This is a genomic window from Kriegella aquimaris (genome assembly GCF_900103215.1).
Taxonomy (GTDB): domain Bacteria; phylum Bacteroidota; class Bacteroidia; order Flavobacteriales; family Flavobacteriaceae; genus Kriegella; species Kriegella aquimaris.
Window position 1 is genome coordinate 126206 of record NZ_FNGV01000012.1, and the last position, 17742, is coordinate 143947.

Sequence of the window (17742 nt, forward strand, 5' to 3'; positions counted from 1 at the left end):
TGCCATTAGTTTTTTTCATAGTTTATCTGCGCTTTTTTTCTAAATACAAACCTCTATTTATTATCTGTTGTAATCCACTGCTCGATATTTATATAAACTGAAGTTTTACATTAAAACTCATGTATCCCAAAAATCTATATGGATAAACTTAGAAATTCCAAACCGATACTTATCTCCAATTGTAGGAACGCATCGTTTAATTGTATTAAAAAATGTTGTTTATTATATTCCTAAATATCGTAAAACTGTTAAAGCAACAAGATTAAAAAAATGTTTAGTTATTGCCAATAATTAACAAATCGGTGAAATATAGAATTTTATTTACGAAAGGAGTATCAGTCAACAAAATTTGTCGATATCGTTATGAAATCAGCCGTCTAGCTATATTTTTACATAACACCTTTTGGAGATATTTTTTATGATTGCAGTTATACTCCTAAAATATAATTAAAAAAACTAAAGCTTTCTTCAAAATCGTTAGGGAGCACAAAAAAACAGCGCCCATAGATAATATTGGCGCTGTATAATTATTCTGGTATTGGTTTTATTACCCCAAGTTGATTTCCCTTCCTTCCAGTTCAAGAATATAGGGTTGATGGTAGAGGCGTTTCCCTGTGGCCCTGTACAAGGCGTTGGCCAATGCACCGGCAACGGGTGGCAGGGCGGGCTCACCTAATCCGGTAGGGTCGATGTCGTTATCAATAAAGTAGGTCTCTACGGCTTCGGGTCCTTCCCCGTGCCGAATGAGACGATACGTGTCAAAATTCTTTTGATCGACGACCCCATCTTTAAACGTGATGTTTCCGTATAGGGCATGACCAATGCCATCCATTATTCCGCCTTCAACTTGGTTTTTGGCTCCATCTAAATTGATAACAATACCGCAATCGACCGCACACCATGCTTTTTTGATCACTGGTTTATTATCTTTCATTTCTATATCGATCACCTGTGCAATATAACTGTTGTGACAGTAGTAGGCTGAAATGCCCCGATGTACTCCTTCCACTTTGTTGCCCCATTCACATTTTTCCTTGATCAAATTGAGCAGTGCGATAAAGCGGTCAGGGTCGTAATCATTCTTTTCACCAACTGGGTCGTTTTTGGCCCTTTCGAGCAATTCCAATCTAAAATCCATTGGATTCTTTCCACAGGCCTCGGCCACTTCATCAAGGAACGATTGTTCGGCCCCGGCAATGAAATTTGACCGTGGGGCCCTCCATGCACCGGTCGATATATTAGATTTCAAACTGTAATTTTTTGCTGCATAATGGTCTAATGCACCCGCAGGAAAACGGTTGCTCGCCACTGGCCCTCCATTGGTCCCTGTACCGGAAACAGTAAGGGCAACGAGGTTATTATTTGCATCAATACCTGCTTTATACCTGACCCGATAATCGGGACGGTATGTTCCTTGGGTCATATCGTCTTCACGCGTGTAAATCAAATGGACGGGAGCGTTGATCCGCTTTGAGATCACAGCCGCTTCTACGCCATAATGCCCGTATAACCTACGCCCGAATCCCCCACCCGCGCGAAGGATATTGACAGTAATGTTTTCTTCTGGAATACCCATAATTTGAGCGGTTATATCACGTAGCCTTTGGGGGGTTTGTGTGGGTCCTTCCAATTCTATTTTATCACCAGTGACATGGGCATAAAAATTCATAGGCTCCATAGTATTGTGTGGTAAAAAAGGTGCTGAATACGTACGCTCAATTACCTTTACCGCTTTCCTAAAGGCCGCTTTCGGGTCTCCATCTATCCTGTCCGGTGCTGTCATTTTACCGCTGATCTGGCTTTCCATCTGTTTCATATGGTCTTCCGTGTTTTCACCGGGCGTCACCGTTTCCCATTCGATCTTTAGCGCCTTTTTTGCCTTCATTACGTTCCAGGTGCTTTCTCCGGTAACCACGACAAGTTCAGGAAACGCATTATTGCCCGACCAGCGTGTTTCGATATCTTCAGGGAAGACCGTAATCGTAAATACATCCTTGATGCCGGGAATGGCCCTAGCAGCGCTGTCATCTACAGATTTTGGCTTCATTCCAAAGGCCGGAGGGTGTGTGATCATTGCAATTACAGTACCCTCTTTTTTCATGTCCATTCCAAATAATGGTTTTCCTTCCACAATGTCACGGACGTCGACATTCTTTTTGGATGTTCCTATTATTTTGAAATTCCCGGGATCTTTCAAAGTCACTTCCTCGGGCACCTCGATATCGTTGGCTTTTGATGCAATGTCTCCATACCCTATGGAATTACCACTCTTCCCATGATTGATTATACCTTCACTCGTCGTTAATTCGGCTACTGGCACTTTCCACTCCCTTGCAGCTGCTTCCATCAACATCCTACGGCCTGCAGCTCCTGCGGTGCGAACCGTGGTCCACAATTGGCGAACGGCCTGACTACCGCCCGCACTTTGCCTTACGTACAAATCAGGTGCCAACGGCGCCTGTTCGATTATGACGTTGTCCCAACTTACATCAAGTTCTTCCGCTATGATCATAGGGATTGCGGTCTTGATCCCCTGCCCTATCTCGGGAACTGGTGACATGAGTGTTACCATACCATCGGACAAAATTTTTATATATGCATTTGGTTCAAGTACGACCTTTGCCGCTTCCGCTGGTCTAACAGGCGTACATCCGGCCCAATGGAAACCTAGTACAAGACCGCTACCTGCAAGTCCTGTAACCTTTATAAAGCCCCTTCTGCTAAGATTTATCTTGGTCATGCTACAACCCCTCCCTTCTTGATTGCCGTCTTAATTGCCGCTTTGATTCGTACATACGACCCGCAACGGCAGATATTTCCCCGCATGGCCGTGTCAATTTCTTCATCTGTCGGATTGGGATTTGATTTCAGCAATCCTGCCGCCGAAATGATCTGCCCCGCTTGGCAGTAACCGCATTGTGGCGTATCGTGCTCTACCCAGGCATCTTGTAGGGCCTTGCCCCCATTCTCGGCCAGGCCTTCGATGGTGATAATTTCTGCTTCGCCCAACGACTTTGCGGGCATCATACATGAACGCGTTGCCACGCCGCCAACAAGCACTGTGCAAGAGCCACATTGAGCAATGCCACAGCCATACTTGGTGCCCACTAGGCCGACATGATCACGGAGTGCCCATAATAATGGAATATCATCCTCTGCCTCGATCTGGTAGACCTTACCGTTTACTTTAAGTGATATTGAAGCCATAGAAATTTATTTTGTTCTTACGCTGATTACTTATAATGTATTGCATACCCTTGAAAATCGAAACGGAAAATCCAAGCATGTACGTAAAAAGGCGTTCCTTGCCGGAGACCTTGGGGGAGGCATTTGAAATAATGGAAGAGAAGATACAAAAAAAACGTCAAATTTTCCAGATACTAATTTCTTTAACAAGAGGATTATAATAGCTTTGGGGCCTAAAACTTTTCGGGGGAAATGGCTACTCCACGAGTACAGCGAAAAGAATAAAAATAACCCTGATTCCCTAGTTATGACCAGCAACTAAATATGGAGGAGGTCATAGTTACACAAATTAAAAGTGATGCAGGGTGTTCAGTTGAAAATTGTCAAAAATGAATCAAATTAACGATATACGGACGGTTAGGGAACGCTGTCTTAACCAAGACCTTTACTCCGTTGAAACCTTGCAATGGATCGAGCAGCACAACTATTGGAACCTTTGGGTGCCCAAAAAGTATGGAGGACTTGAATCTACCCTTCCCGAAGGTCTGAATACACTTAAATCTTTGGCCAAGATCGACGGAAGCCTAGGTTGGACGATCACGCTCTGTAGCGGTGCCAACTATTTTATAGGAAACCTACGGCCCGAGGTCGCCCAAGAGATTTTTGTCGATGAGCAAGGCCCCGTTTGTTTCGGAGGTAGTGGCGGGGCCTTCGGAACCGCGGAAAAACAAGGGAATAATTATAAGATTTCAGGTACTTGGAAATATGCCACAGGGGCACCCTACCTTTCGCATTTCACCTTAAATGCGAAAATTATGGAAAATGGTGAGCCGTTGCTAGACGAAAATATGGATCCTCTGATCCGTTCCTTTATTGTTCCCCGAAACCAGGTGACCATTTATGACGATTGGGATACTATGGGGATGAAAGCTACGGCAACGCGTTCATTTAGCGTGAACAATGTGGTGGTCGACCATAAATACAGTTTTTTGTACAATCGCTTTTACCTGCCCCAATTGGTCTATAAAATCCATTTTTCGGTATTTGCCGATTTAACCCTGTGGGTCAACTACATCGGAATGGCAGAGCACTACCTCGAGGAGGCTTCCCATAGCTTAGATGAGTGTAAGCTGACAACCCTGACCTCTATCGTCAACATCGCAAACAAACAAGTTGACACTTATGTTCAAGAAATAGAACAGCTATTGAGCGAAGAAAAGTCGTTCTCCGAAGAATTGATCCAACAAATTCATGATACGGCATCGCGCTCGGTACAAGAAATTTCTAAAAGTATCATAGCTGTATTCCCGTTGCTCGGTATACGATCTTGTAATGAAAACACCGTTTTAAACCAAATATTCCGGGACTACTTTACGGCAACCCAGCATCATATTTTTTCTCAAGATTAGAACTGTTACTTTTGTATTAGCCTCAGTGCCGTAAAAAGGGATTTCGTTTTTAAGCTTCCCTAAAAACAAGTTAGGGTTACATTCCAAAGATTAACTTAATAAGCGGATAAAAGAAAATCACACCCTATAGAAAGAGAAGAATTATTCCATTAATTATTCAACACTACAGTTCATTAGTATTTGGTCAAATGCGAAACCAATAAACATAGGATAATACCAATTTTTATATCTCCCCCATACATCCCCTTTATACTTCTCAAATTCATGCTCCACAACATTAACCAAGGGGCTCGCTTTTCTTTCAATCAATCTTGCGGTCATAGCGGCCTGAAGTACTACCGTTGGCCTCTCATCCTTAAGATATTTTTCGATTACAGGAAGTGCCCTATTTTCCATATTTATTGCACACAATGTCTCGGCAGCTATCAATGCAACTGCAGGTGAAGAATCGTCTAAAGCATTTAATAGTATTTGTTTTAGTTCCTTATTATTAGACAAACGCTGACGCAGAGCCACTATAGCCCAAAACCGCACTCCACTATCGTTGTCTCTTGCTTTAGCATATAATATCGCATTACTGACTTCTTTTCGACCTACCAGTTCTGCGGCTTCATAAATTTCATTAAGGCGATAATTCTTGCTTTGAGCATAATCATAGGGCGTTATATTCTTAGACCTCTCCATATATTCGGATTCATGTAAAAATCCGATATCCTTAGATTCCAAAATCTTAGTATGGAGTTTTTCCCTCATGTTTTTCAATACATCCTGGTATTTTGGATTATTGGCGATATTTATTACTTCTTCTAAATCATTTTTTAAATAATACAGCTCTTCAGTTGCTTTTGGATTCCAAAATTCTTCGGCTTCCGGGTTTAGCTTCCCTAAGGACTTTAACCTCAAAAGTTCAGCAAAACTGTTCTTTTTATCAGAAAATATGAGACTATTCTGTATATACGGAAGATGGGGCATGTAATTCCGTATATACATAAAATCTTTTGTTCGTATGGACCTAGAAATATCATAGACATCGTCAGCCCTACTGCGGGCCCCCAGTAAATGGTCGGTTCGATTATCTGGGGAAAAAACAGATTGTCCTTGCATATACCTCGTAGCATCAATTCCTGCTAATTCAAGAACCGTGGGCGCAAAATCAATAAAACTCACCATCTGGTTGTTGGTGCCATTTTCAATCCTAAACTGATCTCTGTATCTTTCAGGAATATGCATCACCAAAGGAACATGTAGCCCAGTGCTATAAAGCCACCGTTTGTATCTAGGCAAACCAAAACCATGGTCGGAAAAAACAAATATTATTGTATTCTCGAATTCTTCCGAAGCTTTAAGTTCTGCAACCAAGCTCCCCACCCGCTTATCAAATACCGTTATCAAATCATAGTATCTCGCCCATATCTTTTTGAACTCTTCTGTTTTAGGAAAATAAACAGGTAATTGAGCCTCTTGCGGATTATGTTTTTTCACTACTTCCTTGGTAAAAGTATCATCTGTACTATTTCCATTTCCCTCATGAGTTTCTCCAAAATTATAAACGCTGAAAAAAGGAGTTTGCCTTGGACGATTCTTCCAATGGGCCTCTTTCCCGTTCTCGTTCCAACGTCCTTTAGGATCAAAATTATAGTCAGTTTTTGAATTGTTTGTGCAATAGTATCCTTCCTCCCTTAAAATCTCTGGAATTGTCTTTAGGTAATCGGGGATATTTATCTCCGACCTTAAATTTTGAGTACCTGCTGAAGTGGCGTATAAACCAGTAATCAATGCCGAGCGAGAAGGGGAACAAATAGGGGCCGTGGAAAATGCATTGGTAAATACTAATCCATTCTTTGCCAACTCATCTATATATGGGGTTGTTGCATATTTATCACCATAACACCCAAAAGCCGGACTTATATCTTCCGCGGATATCCAAAGAATATTAGGTCTAGCCATTTCTTGAGCAGAACTATACCAACACACCATGAAAATCACAAAAAGTATATTGTATTCTGTTTTCATTCTATTATTTCTATTTGAAATTGAACCACAGTATTCCTTAAGTTTAAAACTCAATCATTTCCGAAAGAAACATGATTGCTTTGTAGGTATCCTATTCTATGGGCCAAGGCTGTGACACGTTCATTTTCTTTTAAAGAAAAAGGCTCTTTATAAACCTGCCACACATTCCCGACTTCTTCCTTATCCTTTAAAATTTGATACCCAATGGAAGCCCCATCCGTTTTACAACTAATTGCTATCCGATCATTTGTCCCGTCAATTAAGGGATCCTGTGTTTTAGGCTGGGTTCCAGAGGGCCAAATTGACGCTACATATTCTTTTTCGGGCATTAAGCCTTTGTCGTCTATTGATGTCATCCAGCGCTCACATTCGTTTCTCAGTTCTTCCAATTTTTCTTTAAATTCGGGGTTGCTTACCAAACTGTTCAGTTCGTAGGGGTCGTTCCAAGTATCGAATAATTCTTCGGGCGCCTTTTTGTCCCGAAACCATTGTGCCTGATTTTTATTAAGCTCCCCATTATCCCGCATTCGAAGTAATTCTTGCATAATAGGCATTTGCTCTCGATAGGCTACGGGCAAATAATAGCCCTGTTCCGTGCGGAAATTTTTTAAATATTTATAGCGATTGTCACGAACCGCCCGAATCATATCGTATCGTTTATCAAACCGGTCCGCTGCACCATATACATATTCTCTCCTGTCCTTGGATTCGAATTCTCCAGCAAAGGCTCTACCGTCAAGATTTTCGGGCGGTTGGATTCCCGCCAAAGACAACAAAGTGGGCTTAAAATCTACAAAACTTATCAAACGATCATCTATTGTACCCGCATTCTTCTTCTCCGGATATCGTATTACCAATGGCAATTTCATTCCCGAATCATACAAAAGACGCTTTTGCCGCGGTAAGGGTCCGCCATGGTCGGCATACCAGAATATAATCGTATTTTCCAATAAGCCGTCCTCTTCCAACTGGGCCAGTATTTCACCTACTTGATGGTCCATTTCCTTAACATTGGAATACATTCTTCTGACATCTGTACGCCCTATTTCATTGTCCGGCAAATAGGGGGGTACGGGCACATCTAAATCTTTATCCACCCACAGCGAATCTTTGGCTTTAGCCCATATCTGTGATTCATGGGTAACCCCAAGATTGAATATCGAGAAGAATGGCTGATTCGGCCCACGGTTTCTCCAGTGGGCTTTTTTACTGCTTTCGTCCCATGCTGTGACAGGTGCCATAAATTGATAATCCTCTTTACTGTTATTGGAACAGTAATAACCTTCAAGCCTTAAATGTTCACTGTGCATCTTTATATCGGCGGGAGGCATTGCACCATAAGGTTGAATTACTTCTGGCAAGAATTTTCCATTTCCCCTGGTTCTCATGTGTTGCGCCCCTATATGGTTCTGGTACATACCCGTGGCAATTGCGGCCCTACTAGGCGCACAGACACCAGATGGAGAAAATACATTTGTATACCTAACTCCCTCTGCGGCCAAACGGCTGATATTGGGGGTAACGACTGTGGAGTCTCCAAACGATGGCAATACCGGACTTAAATCTTCGGCCACTATCCAAAGTATATTAGGTCGCTGATCAACGGCAATTTTTGTCGGGTCACTTTCTTTCTTTTGATCATTGCAACCGAATAAGCAGAATAGACCAAGAATTAGTATACCAAAGTTCTTCATATTGAATGTTATTTTAATCGTTAAAACCATTAATTGTATTTCTACGCTCTCCCCCGTTCTGAACGCCCGGCATTTCTCCCCTGATATTAAAATTCTTCCCTATTTTTTTTCCTCCGTCCCTAGTGTACCAATCCTTTGTTAAGTTCCCGGGGATTTCGTCTCCCGTTTTCTCCATCCAATTTTGCAGTTCCCGTTTGAGTTCCTTCTGAACGGCTACGTAATCTTTACGGTCGATTATATTATCGAGTTGCAACGGATCGTTCTTGACAGAATATAGTTCCTCGGCTGGTCTGGGTGCCAAGAACACGTCGTACTGTGCGCCTGTCAAACTGTTGTTTTTGTTTTGCTCCTGCAGCGACCTGAAAGTAGGGCTGTTAAGGGCGTCGGCAGGGCCTTGGTTCGGAAACTGCGGCCTGGAATTAAGGATGTAGATAAAATCTTTGGTCCTCGCCATGCGCTCATGGGCCTCATGATCATGCCAATTGTGCTCGGCAAACGCATAGGTTCTAAATTCCTTTGATGGATCTTCGAAGAGTCTTTTAAAACTTTTTCCCTGAAAAGTCTTTGGCACGGCCACATCGCAGGCATCCAAGATCGTGGGGGCGAGATCAACGCTACTGATCAAGCTATTGCTTGCACCCTTTAAAGAACGGGCGGGCCAATGCGCGATAAAGGGCGTCTTCATTCCCGAGTCGTACATCCTTGTCTTGTCCCTGGGGAACGGGCGGCCGTTGTCGGCCATTACGAATATCAGCGTATTCTCATAGACACCCTGTGCTTTTAACGTTTCCACGACCTTGCCGATATGGTGGTCGAATCGCTTAATCTCATCATAATACTGCGCCAGGTCATAACGCGTACTGTCGTTATCTACCAAGGTTGGCGGAACACCGATCCGTGAAGGTTCGTGGGTATTGGAAAAACTGTTCTCGCCCCAGATCCTGTGGGCATCGTAAGCCGCGAACCAAAAGAAAAAAGGCTTGTTCTTGTCCCTATTCTCGATAGACGGGACCCACATGTTCTCCCCTCCATCCCCATTGTCTTCCTTCTTCTCATATATTTTATCGAATCCCTTACGCAGCAAACTGCCCATATGCCACTTGCCCGCTTGACCTGTATAGTAGCCATTGGCCTTTAAACTAGAGGCGATCGACCCGAAATCTACCTTTGGCTCGGTATGAAGTTCCGCTGCCCCGGTATTATGTGGATAACGCCCGGTCATTATGCTTATTCGGCTGGGGCTGCAAGAGCTTGCCGTCAAGACGGCATTGTCGAACCCCATTCCGTTGGCAGCCAATTTATCGATATTGGGAGTGTCGACGAACGTATTTCCGTAACAGCCAAGGTCGTTCCAGCTGACATCATCGGCCATGAACACTATGATATTGGGTGCCTCATTCATTACAGTCCCGCTCTGTCCTTGGGTATACCCAAAGACCAGAGAAGCGAAAATGAATAATACGAATGATATATTTAGTCTTTTCATGTAATAAATTTTCATCGGTTAATCTCAAATATGCTGTTTGACCATTTTTCGGTTAGAACTATTTTCGGAAATAATACCAAAAAAGGTCTTGAAATCATTAGGTTGAGTTCAGTCTATTACATAATTATACTCCTCCTCGAGACCTAAAACTATAATCGCTTCTTTGCTAGGCTTCGGATGCTTATCCAGTTCTTTATAATATTCTACGGCATCCCAATCAAAACCGACTTCTGTCTCCCTTGGGTCAAGTGTGGCTACTAAATAATCAGTGAGTTTTTTTGAAAGATAGTTCTCAACTCCTTCATATTCTAATTCCCCCGCAACGTTATTTAATTGATTTGGATCTTTCGCTAAGTCATAAAGTTCGTCACTTGGCCGTTTACCAAAGGCCGTTTCAAAGAATGGTTTGACAAGGGCATCCTCTTTGTTTGACAACATAAATATCTTGGTCGGCGAAGAATATTGTAACATATGGGCATCTACGTCACCATAAAGCGGGGGTTCACCGGCGGGCCATTCTTCAGGTCTATAATTTCTAATATAGAGATAATCGTCTGTACGTATAGCCCTCCCGGGATAACCTACACCACCCTGTCTTACAAAAGCATGTCTTTCCCTAGCTGTGACCACGAAATTCCTGTCTTCTTCTAATCTGCCAGACTTTTTTGACGATAAGATGTCTAGTAAACTTTTTGAGGTCATTTCTTTGGGAATATCAATTCCCGCAAGTTCTAAAAAGGTAGGAGCCAAATCATTCAAACTTGTAAAATCGTTTACTTTTCTGTTACCCATAAAACGACCAGGCCAAGAAATAATAAGCGGCACCCTGGTTCCAAAATCATATAAATTGGCCAAGCCTCTGGGCATCTGCCATCCATTGTCACTACAAACTATTATTATCGTATTCTCAAGTTGCCCCGTTTCTGTCATCAGCTTAATAAATGACGCTACTTCTTTATCGAACGACTCAATTTCATGGTAGTAGTCAATTATATCTTTCCTGACATTTTCATTATCCGGAAGGTACAAAGGAACCTCGATATCGCCCAAGGCTATGTTTCGTTTATTCAAACTATTCGCATCATAAGGCCTATGCGGATTTCGACTACTGAACCAATACATCCATGGGTTACCATTTTCAATTCCATTATAAAATTCTGTGAAAGAATCAAACCTTTTCCCACCAGGATTGTGCTTCCAACCATTTACCGTTGCATTGCCAGGGCCCCATCCTTTTCCTTCCGTACCGACCGTATAGCCCGAATCTTCCAATAATTTTGAGTAGACTTTTACCTGGGGAAAACTGCTCCATAGATTAGCAGCTTCCTTTAACCTCCATATATGCTGTCCCGTTAGCATCGCCGCTCGAGCAGGCGAACAAGAGGGTGCCGCACAATAGGCATTTGTAAAAAGAACACCCTCCTTGGCTACCTTATCAATTGCAGGCGTTTTGAGTACCTTGTTTCCGTAGCAACCAAGGTGATTCCAAGATTGATTGTCAGACATTAACAATAGAATATTTGGTCGTTTATCCACTTTTATATTAGTAGCTCTGATTTCCTTACAGCTTGTTAATAGAACAACGAACGTTGTAAAAAGAGCTACGTGGCATATACTATTCCTTATAGAAGTGTGTCGATTTAACATAATTGTTATCTATATGTGAAATGAAGATTTCAGTGGAAAATAACTTTTCTTAGTTATAACCGTTATTTTGGGTTATTTCAGGGTTAATGTCAATTTCGTTCAAGGGTATTGGAAATACTAATTTACTCTCACTTATGCTATACCCTTTTGACTCCATTACTTGAACTGCCCTATTGGTCCGGACTAAATCGAAAAACCGATGGAATTCAAAACAAAGTTCAATTCTCCTTTCATGCTCTATTGCCAAGGGAAGAGTTGGAAAATCACCAGACGGGTAACCTACCGCTCCAAAAGTTGGCATTCCAACCCTTTCACGCACCATATTCAGATACTGAGCATCTTGGGTAATCTCAGCATACATAAGTAGAATATCCGCATATCTGATAATTTCAAAATTCTGTCCTTCGTTCTCGTAATCTGGATCAAAAAATTTCATGGTAAAGGGATAGTCAACAAACTCTCCCGTTGAAAGGTTCTCATACCCAGGGTAAATGCTAGTTTCTTTACGCGGATCATTCTCCTCAAACTCGATTTCTAAATCTTCGCTGGGTGTGTTATGGCCATTTCCTCGAAAAGTGATATCTTGATCCGGAAGGTGAAAATCGAAAAAGAACGGTGTATAATTGACTTGATGGTTAGCGTTACTAGCATTGACTCCCGATAAATATTGAACTTCGAGTATAGATGATTTACTGTTTTTAGTATCAGATTTAAATAGAAACAAATAGTCTTCTTCGTTAACCGTACCATCGTTATTAGCATCTAAAGAATAACGGTTGCTGTTTATGATAATTTCGAGTTCTGTTTTTGCCGCAGAGCTATTGCCTTGTGTTAGATAAACTTTCGCCAAAACTGCTGACGCGGCATATTTTGTGACTCGTCCAATATCATTTCCCGTATAAGACTCTGGTAGGTTTTCTTTGGCAAAATTAAGGTCTTGAATAAGGTTTTGATATATTTCATCAGGTTCCACCCTAAGATAGCTATAGGATTCTTCCGGTGTTATCTTAGTATCGATATAAGGAATAGCTCCCCAAGCCCTAACCATGTTAAAATATAGTAATGCCCTAACAAAAGTGGCTTGGGCCTTTAACTGGTCTATTCTCGATGGTTCAATTTTAACCGATGTATTTTCAAGTTGATAAATGGCATTGTTGCAAATACCAATAGCACCGTAACACGATTCCCAAGCCGAACGAATTAGGCCGTTGTCTGATTGCAAAAAATAATCGGTAATTTGCTCTCCAAAATTATTTGCGCCCGTTCGCAATAATATTTGAGTATTATCTGAATACAACTCACCGAAAAGATCAGGTAATCCATTAGCATTATAAACCAACCCTAACTGGTGATAAATTTCATCAACTGTTTGTTCAATTTCTTGTTCATTTTGATAAAATGTTCCTTCGGTTTGTTGGGTAGTTGGATAAAGATCAAGTTTGTTACTACATGCCGAACCAACAAGCAATCCAATTATCAAAAAAATTATATATATGTATTTCATTGCGCTATTATTAGAATTTTACATTAAGCCCTAAGGAATATACCTTCGCAGATGGATAGGCAGAGCCACCTACACCTCGATAAAGCGGACTGGTCACATTTGCATTCAAGAAGTTTTCGGGATCAAAAATCGGAGCATCCGAAATCGTAAACAAATTGACCCCATTAAAAAACAATCGGGCATTTGAAATCCCAAAATTAGAAATGATGTTTTCCGGCAACTTAAACCCAATAGTCACATCTTTTAGTCTTAAGTAAGTTCCATTGCTGAGCCAATAACTTGATGCCGTCTTTTCTAAGCCATCAACATCTACGGAAACTTTAAAATGATATCCATCACCAGGGTCCTCCTCTGAACGCCATCTACCATTCACTTCTTCTAAATAATTACGTCCTTCATGATAAAACAATGACCTATGCGCATTGTCATCGTAGATTTCCCCACCGACTACACCTTGAAATGAAAAGCTTAAATCAAAATTGCCCATTATAAAGTTATTTGTGAGGCCCCATGTGAAATCGGGCTGGACATTTCCAATTATCGTACGATCATCGGAATTAAGGACTCCATCTCCATTCACATCTTTGTAACGACCGTCTCCAGGAGATGCCGATGCCGGACTCGAAGGGTCCTCATCTATTTCTGACTGATTCATATAGACTCCGTCATATTGATATCCATAAAAACCAAAAACAGGCTCCCCTATTTGATTGATTTTCTGCATCCCACCAGCCGTTCCAAGACTAAAAATCATTGGTGCATTATTTCTACCAAGCTGTGTCACTTCGCTTCTATTCATTGAATAGTTCAACTGCGTACTCCATGTGAGTTTTTCGTTTGAAACATTGATTGTTTGAATATCAACTTCAAGGCCCTGGTTTTCTACTTCTCCATTATTGGTGAAAGCACTGGTATATCCACTTGTTGAGGGTATTGGAATATCAAGTAAAAGATTATCAGATTTCGAATGATAAAAATCTGCACCTATGTTTAACCTGCTTTGAAACAACCCCAAATCCAGACCAAAATTTGATTGTTTCGTGCCCTCCCATTCCAAATCAGGGTTTTCAATGTTCGAGGGATAATAAGTGGTTATAAGACTGTTTCCTATCGCAGTTCTAGCTTGAGTCAACTTACTGATCCACCTATAGTCGGCAAAATTATCATTACCCGTGACGCCGTAACTTGCCTTCAACTTCAAACTACTTACATTTTTAAACGATTTCATAAAGTCTTCATCAGAAACCCTCCACGCACCAGAAAAAGAATAGAAATTTCCCCATTTCGTATTCGGTCCAAATCTTGAAGAGCCATCTCTTCTATAAGAAGCGGCTACAATATATTTGCTTAAATAATTGTAATTAATTCTGCCCAATACCGATACCAAATTGGTCTGCGTGGCTGCGTCGGTGGCTTCAATTATATCTTGTCCTGCAGAGAGTGAATGTATGTTATCATTATCATAACCTTGTCTTCTTGCCAAATCCATATAATAATCACGGTGGTTGTACTCAAAACCGGCAATTATATTTACACTATGATCATTAATCTTTTTATCAAAAGTCAAAAGGTTGCCCCATGTATAACTTAATGTTCTATTATTATCAACTGTGAAACGTGCGGTCGTTTTGAACGAATCACCTAAATTATGATCTCCGGCATTATAGTCCGTGTTGCCTTCATTTTTATAAAATGCATTGAATGATGTCTTAAAACTTAGATAATCGTTGAATTTAAATTCAGTGAAAAAATTACCCATTGTAGTGAACCTACGATGCTGGATATCATCATTAATACGGTATAAAGGATGGCCATTATTAGGTCTGAATAAAATTGCTGAATAGTTCTCAAATCCGTCTACCGTTAAAGGTCCTCCTAAATATCCATCATTACCATAAATTGGATATATGGCCGGGTATTGTACCGCCCACTCTACAATTCTTCGATACGGTTCATTTTCATGGTCATAAACAGTATTCAACATAGCACCCACGTTCAACCAATCTTTTATTCTAGTTTCCACATTCATATTTAAAGAATACTTCTGATAATCTGAAGTAATTACGATACCCTCCTGATTAATATATCCACCAGAAATACTATAATTTGATTTTTCATCCCCTCCCGAATAACTCAAATCAATTTTATGTATAGGGGCAGCCCTAAAAATTAAATTTTGAAAATCAGTGTTGGCTAAATTTTCCGGAGATTCTAGCTCAATAGGCCATGTATATTTATAGTTTCCCCTGGCTTCCAATGTGTTCGGGGCATTAGGGTCTCCTCCACTGTCTATCCATCCATTCTGGGCCCCATCAATAGCGGTCTGCGCATATTCCGCAGCATCCATAACATCTATTTTTCGGATTACCTGTTGAATACTAGTCGTATAATTTAGCTGTAGTTCTGGCTCACCTACTTTTCCAGATTTTGTAGTAACTAAAATGACTCCATTAGCACCCCTAGATCCATAGATTGATGCAGATGAAGCATCTTTTAAGACTTCTATCGACTCAATATCTGAACTATTTATGGAGTTCAAATTATATTCGGGCAATTGAACACCATCAATTACAATTAAAGGTGAGCTTCCGGCCGATATAGAATTAATACCCCGAATTTGAATCGATGATGATGTACCAGGCCTACCACTGCCATTAAGAACTTGTACTCCTGCAACCTTACCTGACATCGCCTGGCCAAAATCAACCACTGCCCTACTCTTTAAAGTTTCGTCCATCTTCAAAGATCCGACAGAACCGGTGATATCTCCCTTTTTCAAAGAGCCATACCCCACAACCACAACTTCATCTAGGCCTGATGCACTTTCTTCAAGTGCTATATTAATTGTGGCCTGCCCATTTAACAATACTTCTTTCGTAGCAAATCCTATATAGGAAACCACCAAAATGGCATTTTCATCTGAAACTTGTATTGAAAAATTTCCATCGAAATCGGCCGTCACACCATTGGTCGTATTCTTCTCTACAATATTTGCACCGGGCAAAGGCTGCCCGTTCATGTCTGAGACATTTCCATTTATTGTCTTCTGCGGTATTGTGGAGTTAATTATGGGCGGAACCACTAAGGCCCCCTTTTTTTCCGTTTTCCTTTTCAATAATATTTTACGATCCTCTAGCTCGTATGATGTATCTACTTCTTTAAAAAGCAGTTCCAAGACACGTTCTATAGGAACTCTTTTTACTTTAATTGACACCTTACGATTTAAATCTACTGCTTTGGTGTTGAATAAAAATTTGAATTCAGTGGTCGTTTCTATCTCATCGATAATGTCCCGAACCATAGCATCCTCCTTATCTATGGAAATTTTAGTTTTTTGCGAATAAGAAGAATTCGCCTGCATTATAAAGTTTAGGGTAACGAAAAACAGAAGTGACAACTTCATTTTTGCATTATAATTTAGACGCCAAGGGAAAACAGCCCCAGACTTTGGTGGTTTTTTCATAATTTTGAATGTTTATTAGTGGTTACTCAATTGGGTTTAATCACTTTTTGCAATCGGGAAATGTTACAGCATTTTCCGATTTTTTTATTCAATGTACTGGAGTAAAAGTGATGTTTCTTAAAAATTGGTTTTGTTCATTAGCGCTTGACTTTAATTGATGATAATTTTGTTTTCTACAATCTGATATTCTATTTGATATACTTTATTGAAATAATTGAAGACCTGCTCAATAGTTTCATCCTCTGTTTCTATAGTGGCATTAAAAGTTTCCTGACCTAAATCCTTATTATTGTTAATGATGACGACATTATAGTGCCGCTCTAGTTTTTGAATGATATTTTCGAAAGTAGCATTTCGGAAAACCAAATTTCCGTTCATCCATGAAGTATAGAGGTCTGTATTTACTTTTTTGTTGCTAATCTTTTTGTTCATTTTATTGAAAACGCCCATAAAACCAGGTTTTAAAAAGAATTCCCCGCCCTTCTTTCTGATTTTATCAGAATCGGATAGACTGACTTCTCCCTCTACTAAAACTACTTCAGCAGCATCATCTTCAGAATAATTTGAAACGTTGAATTTGGTACCGTAAACTTGTACATTAAGACCCTGAGTGTTTACAACAAATAAATGATTCTCATCCTTTGTGACCTCAAAGTATGCCTCTCCCGCAACCTGAACCTTACGAACCCTATCTTTTATAAATTCAATGGGATAGGTTAAAGAACTTCCAGAGTTCAAATGAACTTTAGTTCCGTCTGACAATATAACACTGAATCTTTTCCCATTGGGAATGCGAAGCGTATTGTAAACTAATTCCGATTGAGAATAACTTTTATTATAAATCAATCGGTCTCCTTTTTGCAATCCAACTTTATTTCCATTTGCTCTTATAACATAAGATTTATCATCTTCATTAATTATTCTAACATCCCCATTTCCCAACTGTAATGTAATTACATCTTCACGCGGAACTATTTCGTGATTGGAACTTTTTCCAAAAAAACTTTGTTTTACTAACAAACCAAGTCCTAAAAATAAAATGGCAATTGCAGCATATTTTGCAACGGACGAAAATCGGCGTCTATAGAAAGAACTTTTTTCCTTTCTAATTTCCTTAAGCAGCCGTTCTCTAATATTATCTTTATTCGGGTCGTCCATGGCCAGGTTTATCGCAAAATTAGTTTTTACGAAAGTTTTAAAAATCACTTGATTGTCCTCCTCCACAATCCATTTGTTTAGTAAATCCAAATCCGCAACATCCGCCGATTGTGATAGGTATTTTACTATACAATTTTCAATTTCCTTGGAAATCATTTTATAATCTTTCTTATATATACTAC

The 17742-nt window shown here is 40.4% G+C and carries 10 protein-coding genes; 1 reads left to right on the forward strand and 9 read right to left on the reverse strand.

Annotation, left to right across the window (positions count from 1 at the left end; all coding sequences use genetic code 11):
- Positions 1 to 547: 547 nt before the first annotated feature.
- On the reverse strand, positions 548 to 2740 hold the full coding sequence (locus BLS33_RS19070) for a xanthine dehydrogenase family protein molybdopterin-binding subunit (RefSeq protein WP_089893458.1): 2193 nt from the start codon (positions 2738 to 2740) through the stop codon (positions 548 to 550).
- Positions 2737 to 3207, reverse strand: a complete 471-nt coding sequence (locus BLS33_RS19075) for a (2Fe-2S)-binding protein (RefSeq protein WP_089893460.1) — start codon at positions 3205 to 3207, stop codon at positions 2737 to 2739. The genes BLS33_RS19070 and BLS33_RS19075 overlap by 4 nt, the downstream gene beginning before the upstream one ends.
- Positions 3208 to 3575: 368 nt before the next feature.
- On the opposite strand from BLS33_RS19075, the gene BLS33_RS19080 reads away from it, so the two are divergent.
- Positions 3576 to 4595 (forward strand): acyl-CoA dehydrogenase family protein, encoded by a 1020-nt coding sequence (locus BLS33_RS19080; RefSeq protein ID WP_089893462.1) that lies wholly within the window; start codon positions 3576 to 3578, stop codon positions 4593 to 4595.
- Positions 4596 to 4748: 153 nt separating this feature from the next.
- Here the strand turns inward: BLS33_RS19080 and BLS33_RS19085 are convergent, their stop codons facing one another.
- From BLS33_RS19085 to BLS33_RS19115, 7 genes are all read right to left on the reverse strand, one after another.
- Positions 4749 to 6608, reverse strand: a complete 1860-nt coding sequence (locus tag BLS33_RS19085) for a sulfatase-like hydrolase/transferase (RefSeq protein WP_218129604.1) — start codon at positions 6606 to 6608, stop codon at positions 4749 to 4751.
- Positions 6609 to 6658: 50 nt separating this feature from the next.
- The gene (locus tag BLS33_RS19090; RefSeq protein ID WP_089893465.1) at positions 6659 to 8302 is read right to left on the reverse strand and encodes a sulfatase family protein; all 1644 of its coding nucleotides are present in this window, start codon (positions 8300 to 8302) and stop codon (positions 6659 to 6661) included.
- 13 nt (positions 8303 to 8315) lie between these two features.
- Complete coding sequence (locus BLS33_RS19095; protein WP_089893541.1) at positions 8316 to 9788, reverse strand: sulfatase family protein; 1473 nt, start codon at positions 9786 to 9788, stop codon at positions 8316 to 8318.
- Between the two features lie 108 nt (positions 9789 to 9896).
- Complete coding sequence (locus BLS33_RS19100) at positions 9897 to 11435, reverse strand: sulfatase family protein (protein ID WP_089893468.1); 1539 nt, start codon at positions 11433 to 11435, stop codon at positions 9897 to 9899.
- Between the two features lie 49 nt (positions 11436 to 11484).
- On the reverse strand, positions 11485 to 12939 hold the full coding sequence (locus tag BLS33_RS19105; RefSeq protein ID WP_089893471.1) for a RagB/SusD family nutrient uptake outer membrane protein: 1455 nt from the start codon (positions 12937 to 12939) through the stop codon (positions 11485 to 11487).
- Positions 12940 to 12949: 10 nt separating this feature from the next.
- Positions 12950 to 16402: a TonB-dependent receptor gene (locus BLS33_RS19110; RefSeq protein ID WP_089893474.1), complete on the reverse strand. Its 3453-nt coding sequence runs from the start codon at positions 16400 to 16402 to the stop codon at positions 12950 to 12952.
- 150 nt (positions 16403 to 16552) lie between these two features.
- Positions 16553 to 17716 carry a FecR family protein gene (locus BLS33_RS19115; RefSeq protein WP_089893477.1) on the reverse strand — a complete coding sequence of 388 codons (1164 nt, stop codon included), beginning with the start codon at positions 17714 to 17716 and terminating at the stop codon, positions 16553 to 16555.
- Positions 17717 to 17742 lie beyond the last annotated feature (26 nt).

Coding starts and splice junctions, on each gene's coding strand:
- BLS33_RS19070 (WP_089893458.1), bottom strand. CDS start 2,740: ATGACCAAGATAAATCTTAGCAGAAGGGGCTTTATAAAGGTTACAGGA.
- BLS33_RS19075 (WP_089893460.1), bottom strand. CDS start 3,207: ATGGCTTCAATATCACTTAAAGTAAACGGTAAGGTCTACCAGATCGAG.
- BLS33_RS19080 (WP_089893462.1), top strand. CDS start 3,576: ATGAATCAAATTAACGATATACGGACGGTTAGGGAACGCTGTCTTAAC.
- BLS33_RS19085 (WP_218129604.1), bottom strand. CDS start 6,608: ATGAAAACAGAATACAATATACTTTTTGTGATTTTCATGGTGTGTTGG.
- BLS33_RS19090 (WP_089893465.1), bottom strand. CDS start 8,302: ATGAAGAACTTTGGTATACTAATTCTTGGTCTATTCTGCTTATTCGGT.
- BLS33_RS19095 (WP_089893541.1), bottom strand. CDS start 9,788: ATGAAAAGACTAAATATATCATTCGTATTATTCATTTTCGCTTCTCTG.
- BLS33_RS19100 (WP_089893468.1), bottom strand. CDS start 11,435: ATGTTAAATCGACACACTTCTATAAGGAATAGTATATGCCACGTAGCT.
- BLS33_RS19105 (WP_089893471.1), bottom strand. CDS start 12,939: ATGAAATACATATATATAATTTTTTTGATAATTGGATTGCTTGTTGGT.
- BLS33_RS19110 (WP_089893474.1), bottom strand. CDS start 16,402: ATGAAAAAACCACCAAAGTCTGGGGCTGTTTTCCCTTGGCGTCTAAAT.
- BLS33_RS19115 (WP_089893477.1), bottom strand. CDS start 17,716: ATGATTTCCAAGGAAATTGAAAATTGTATAGTAAAATACCTATCACAA.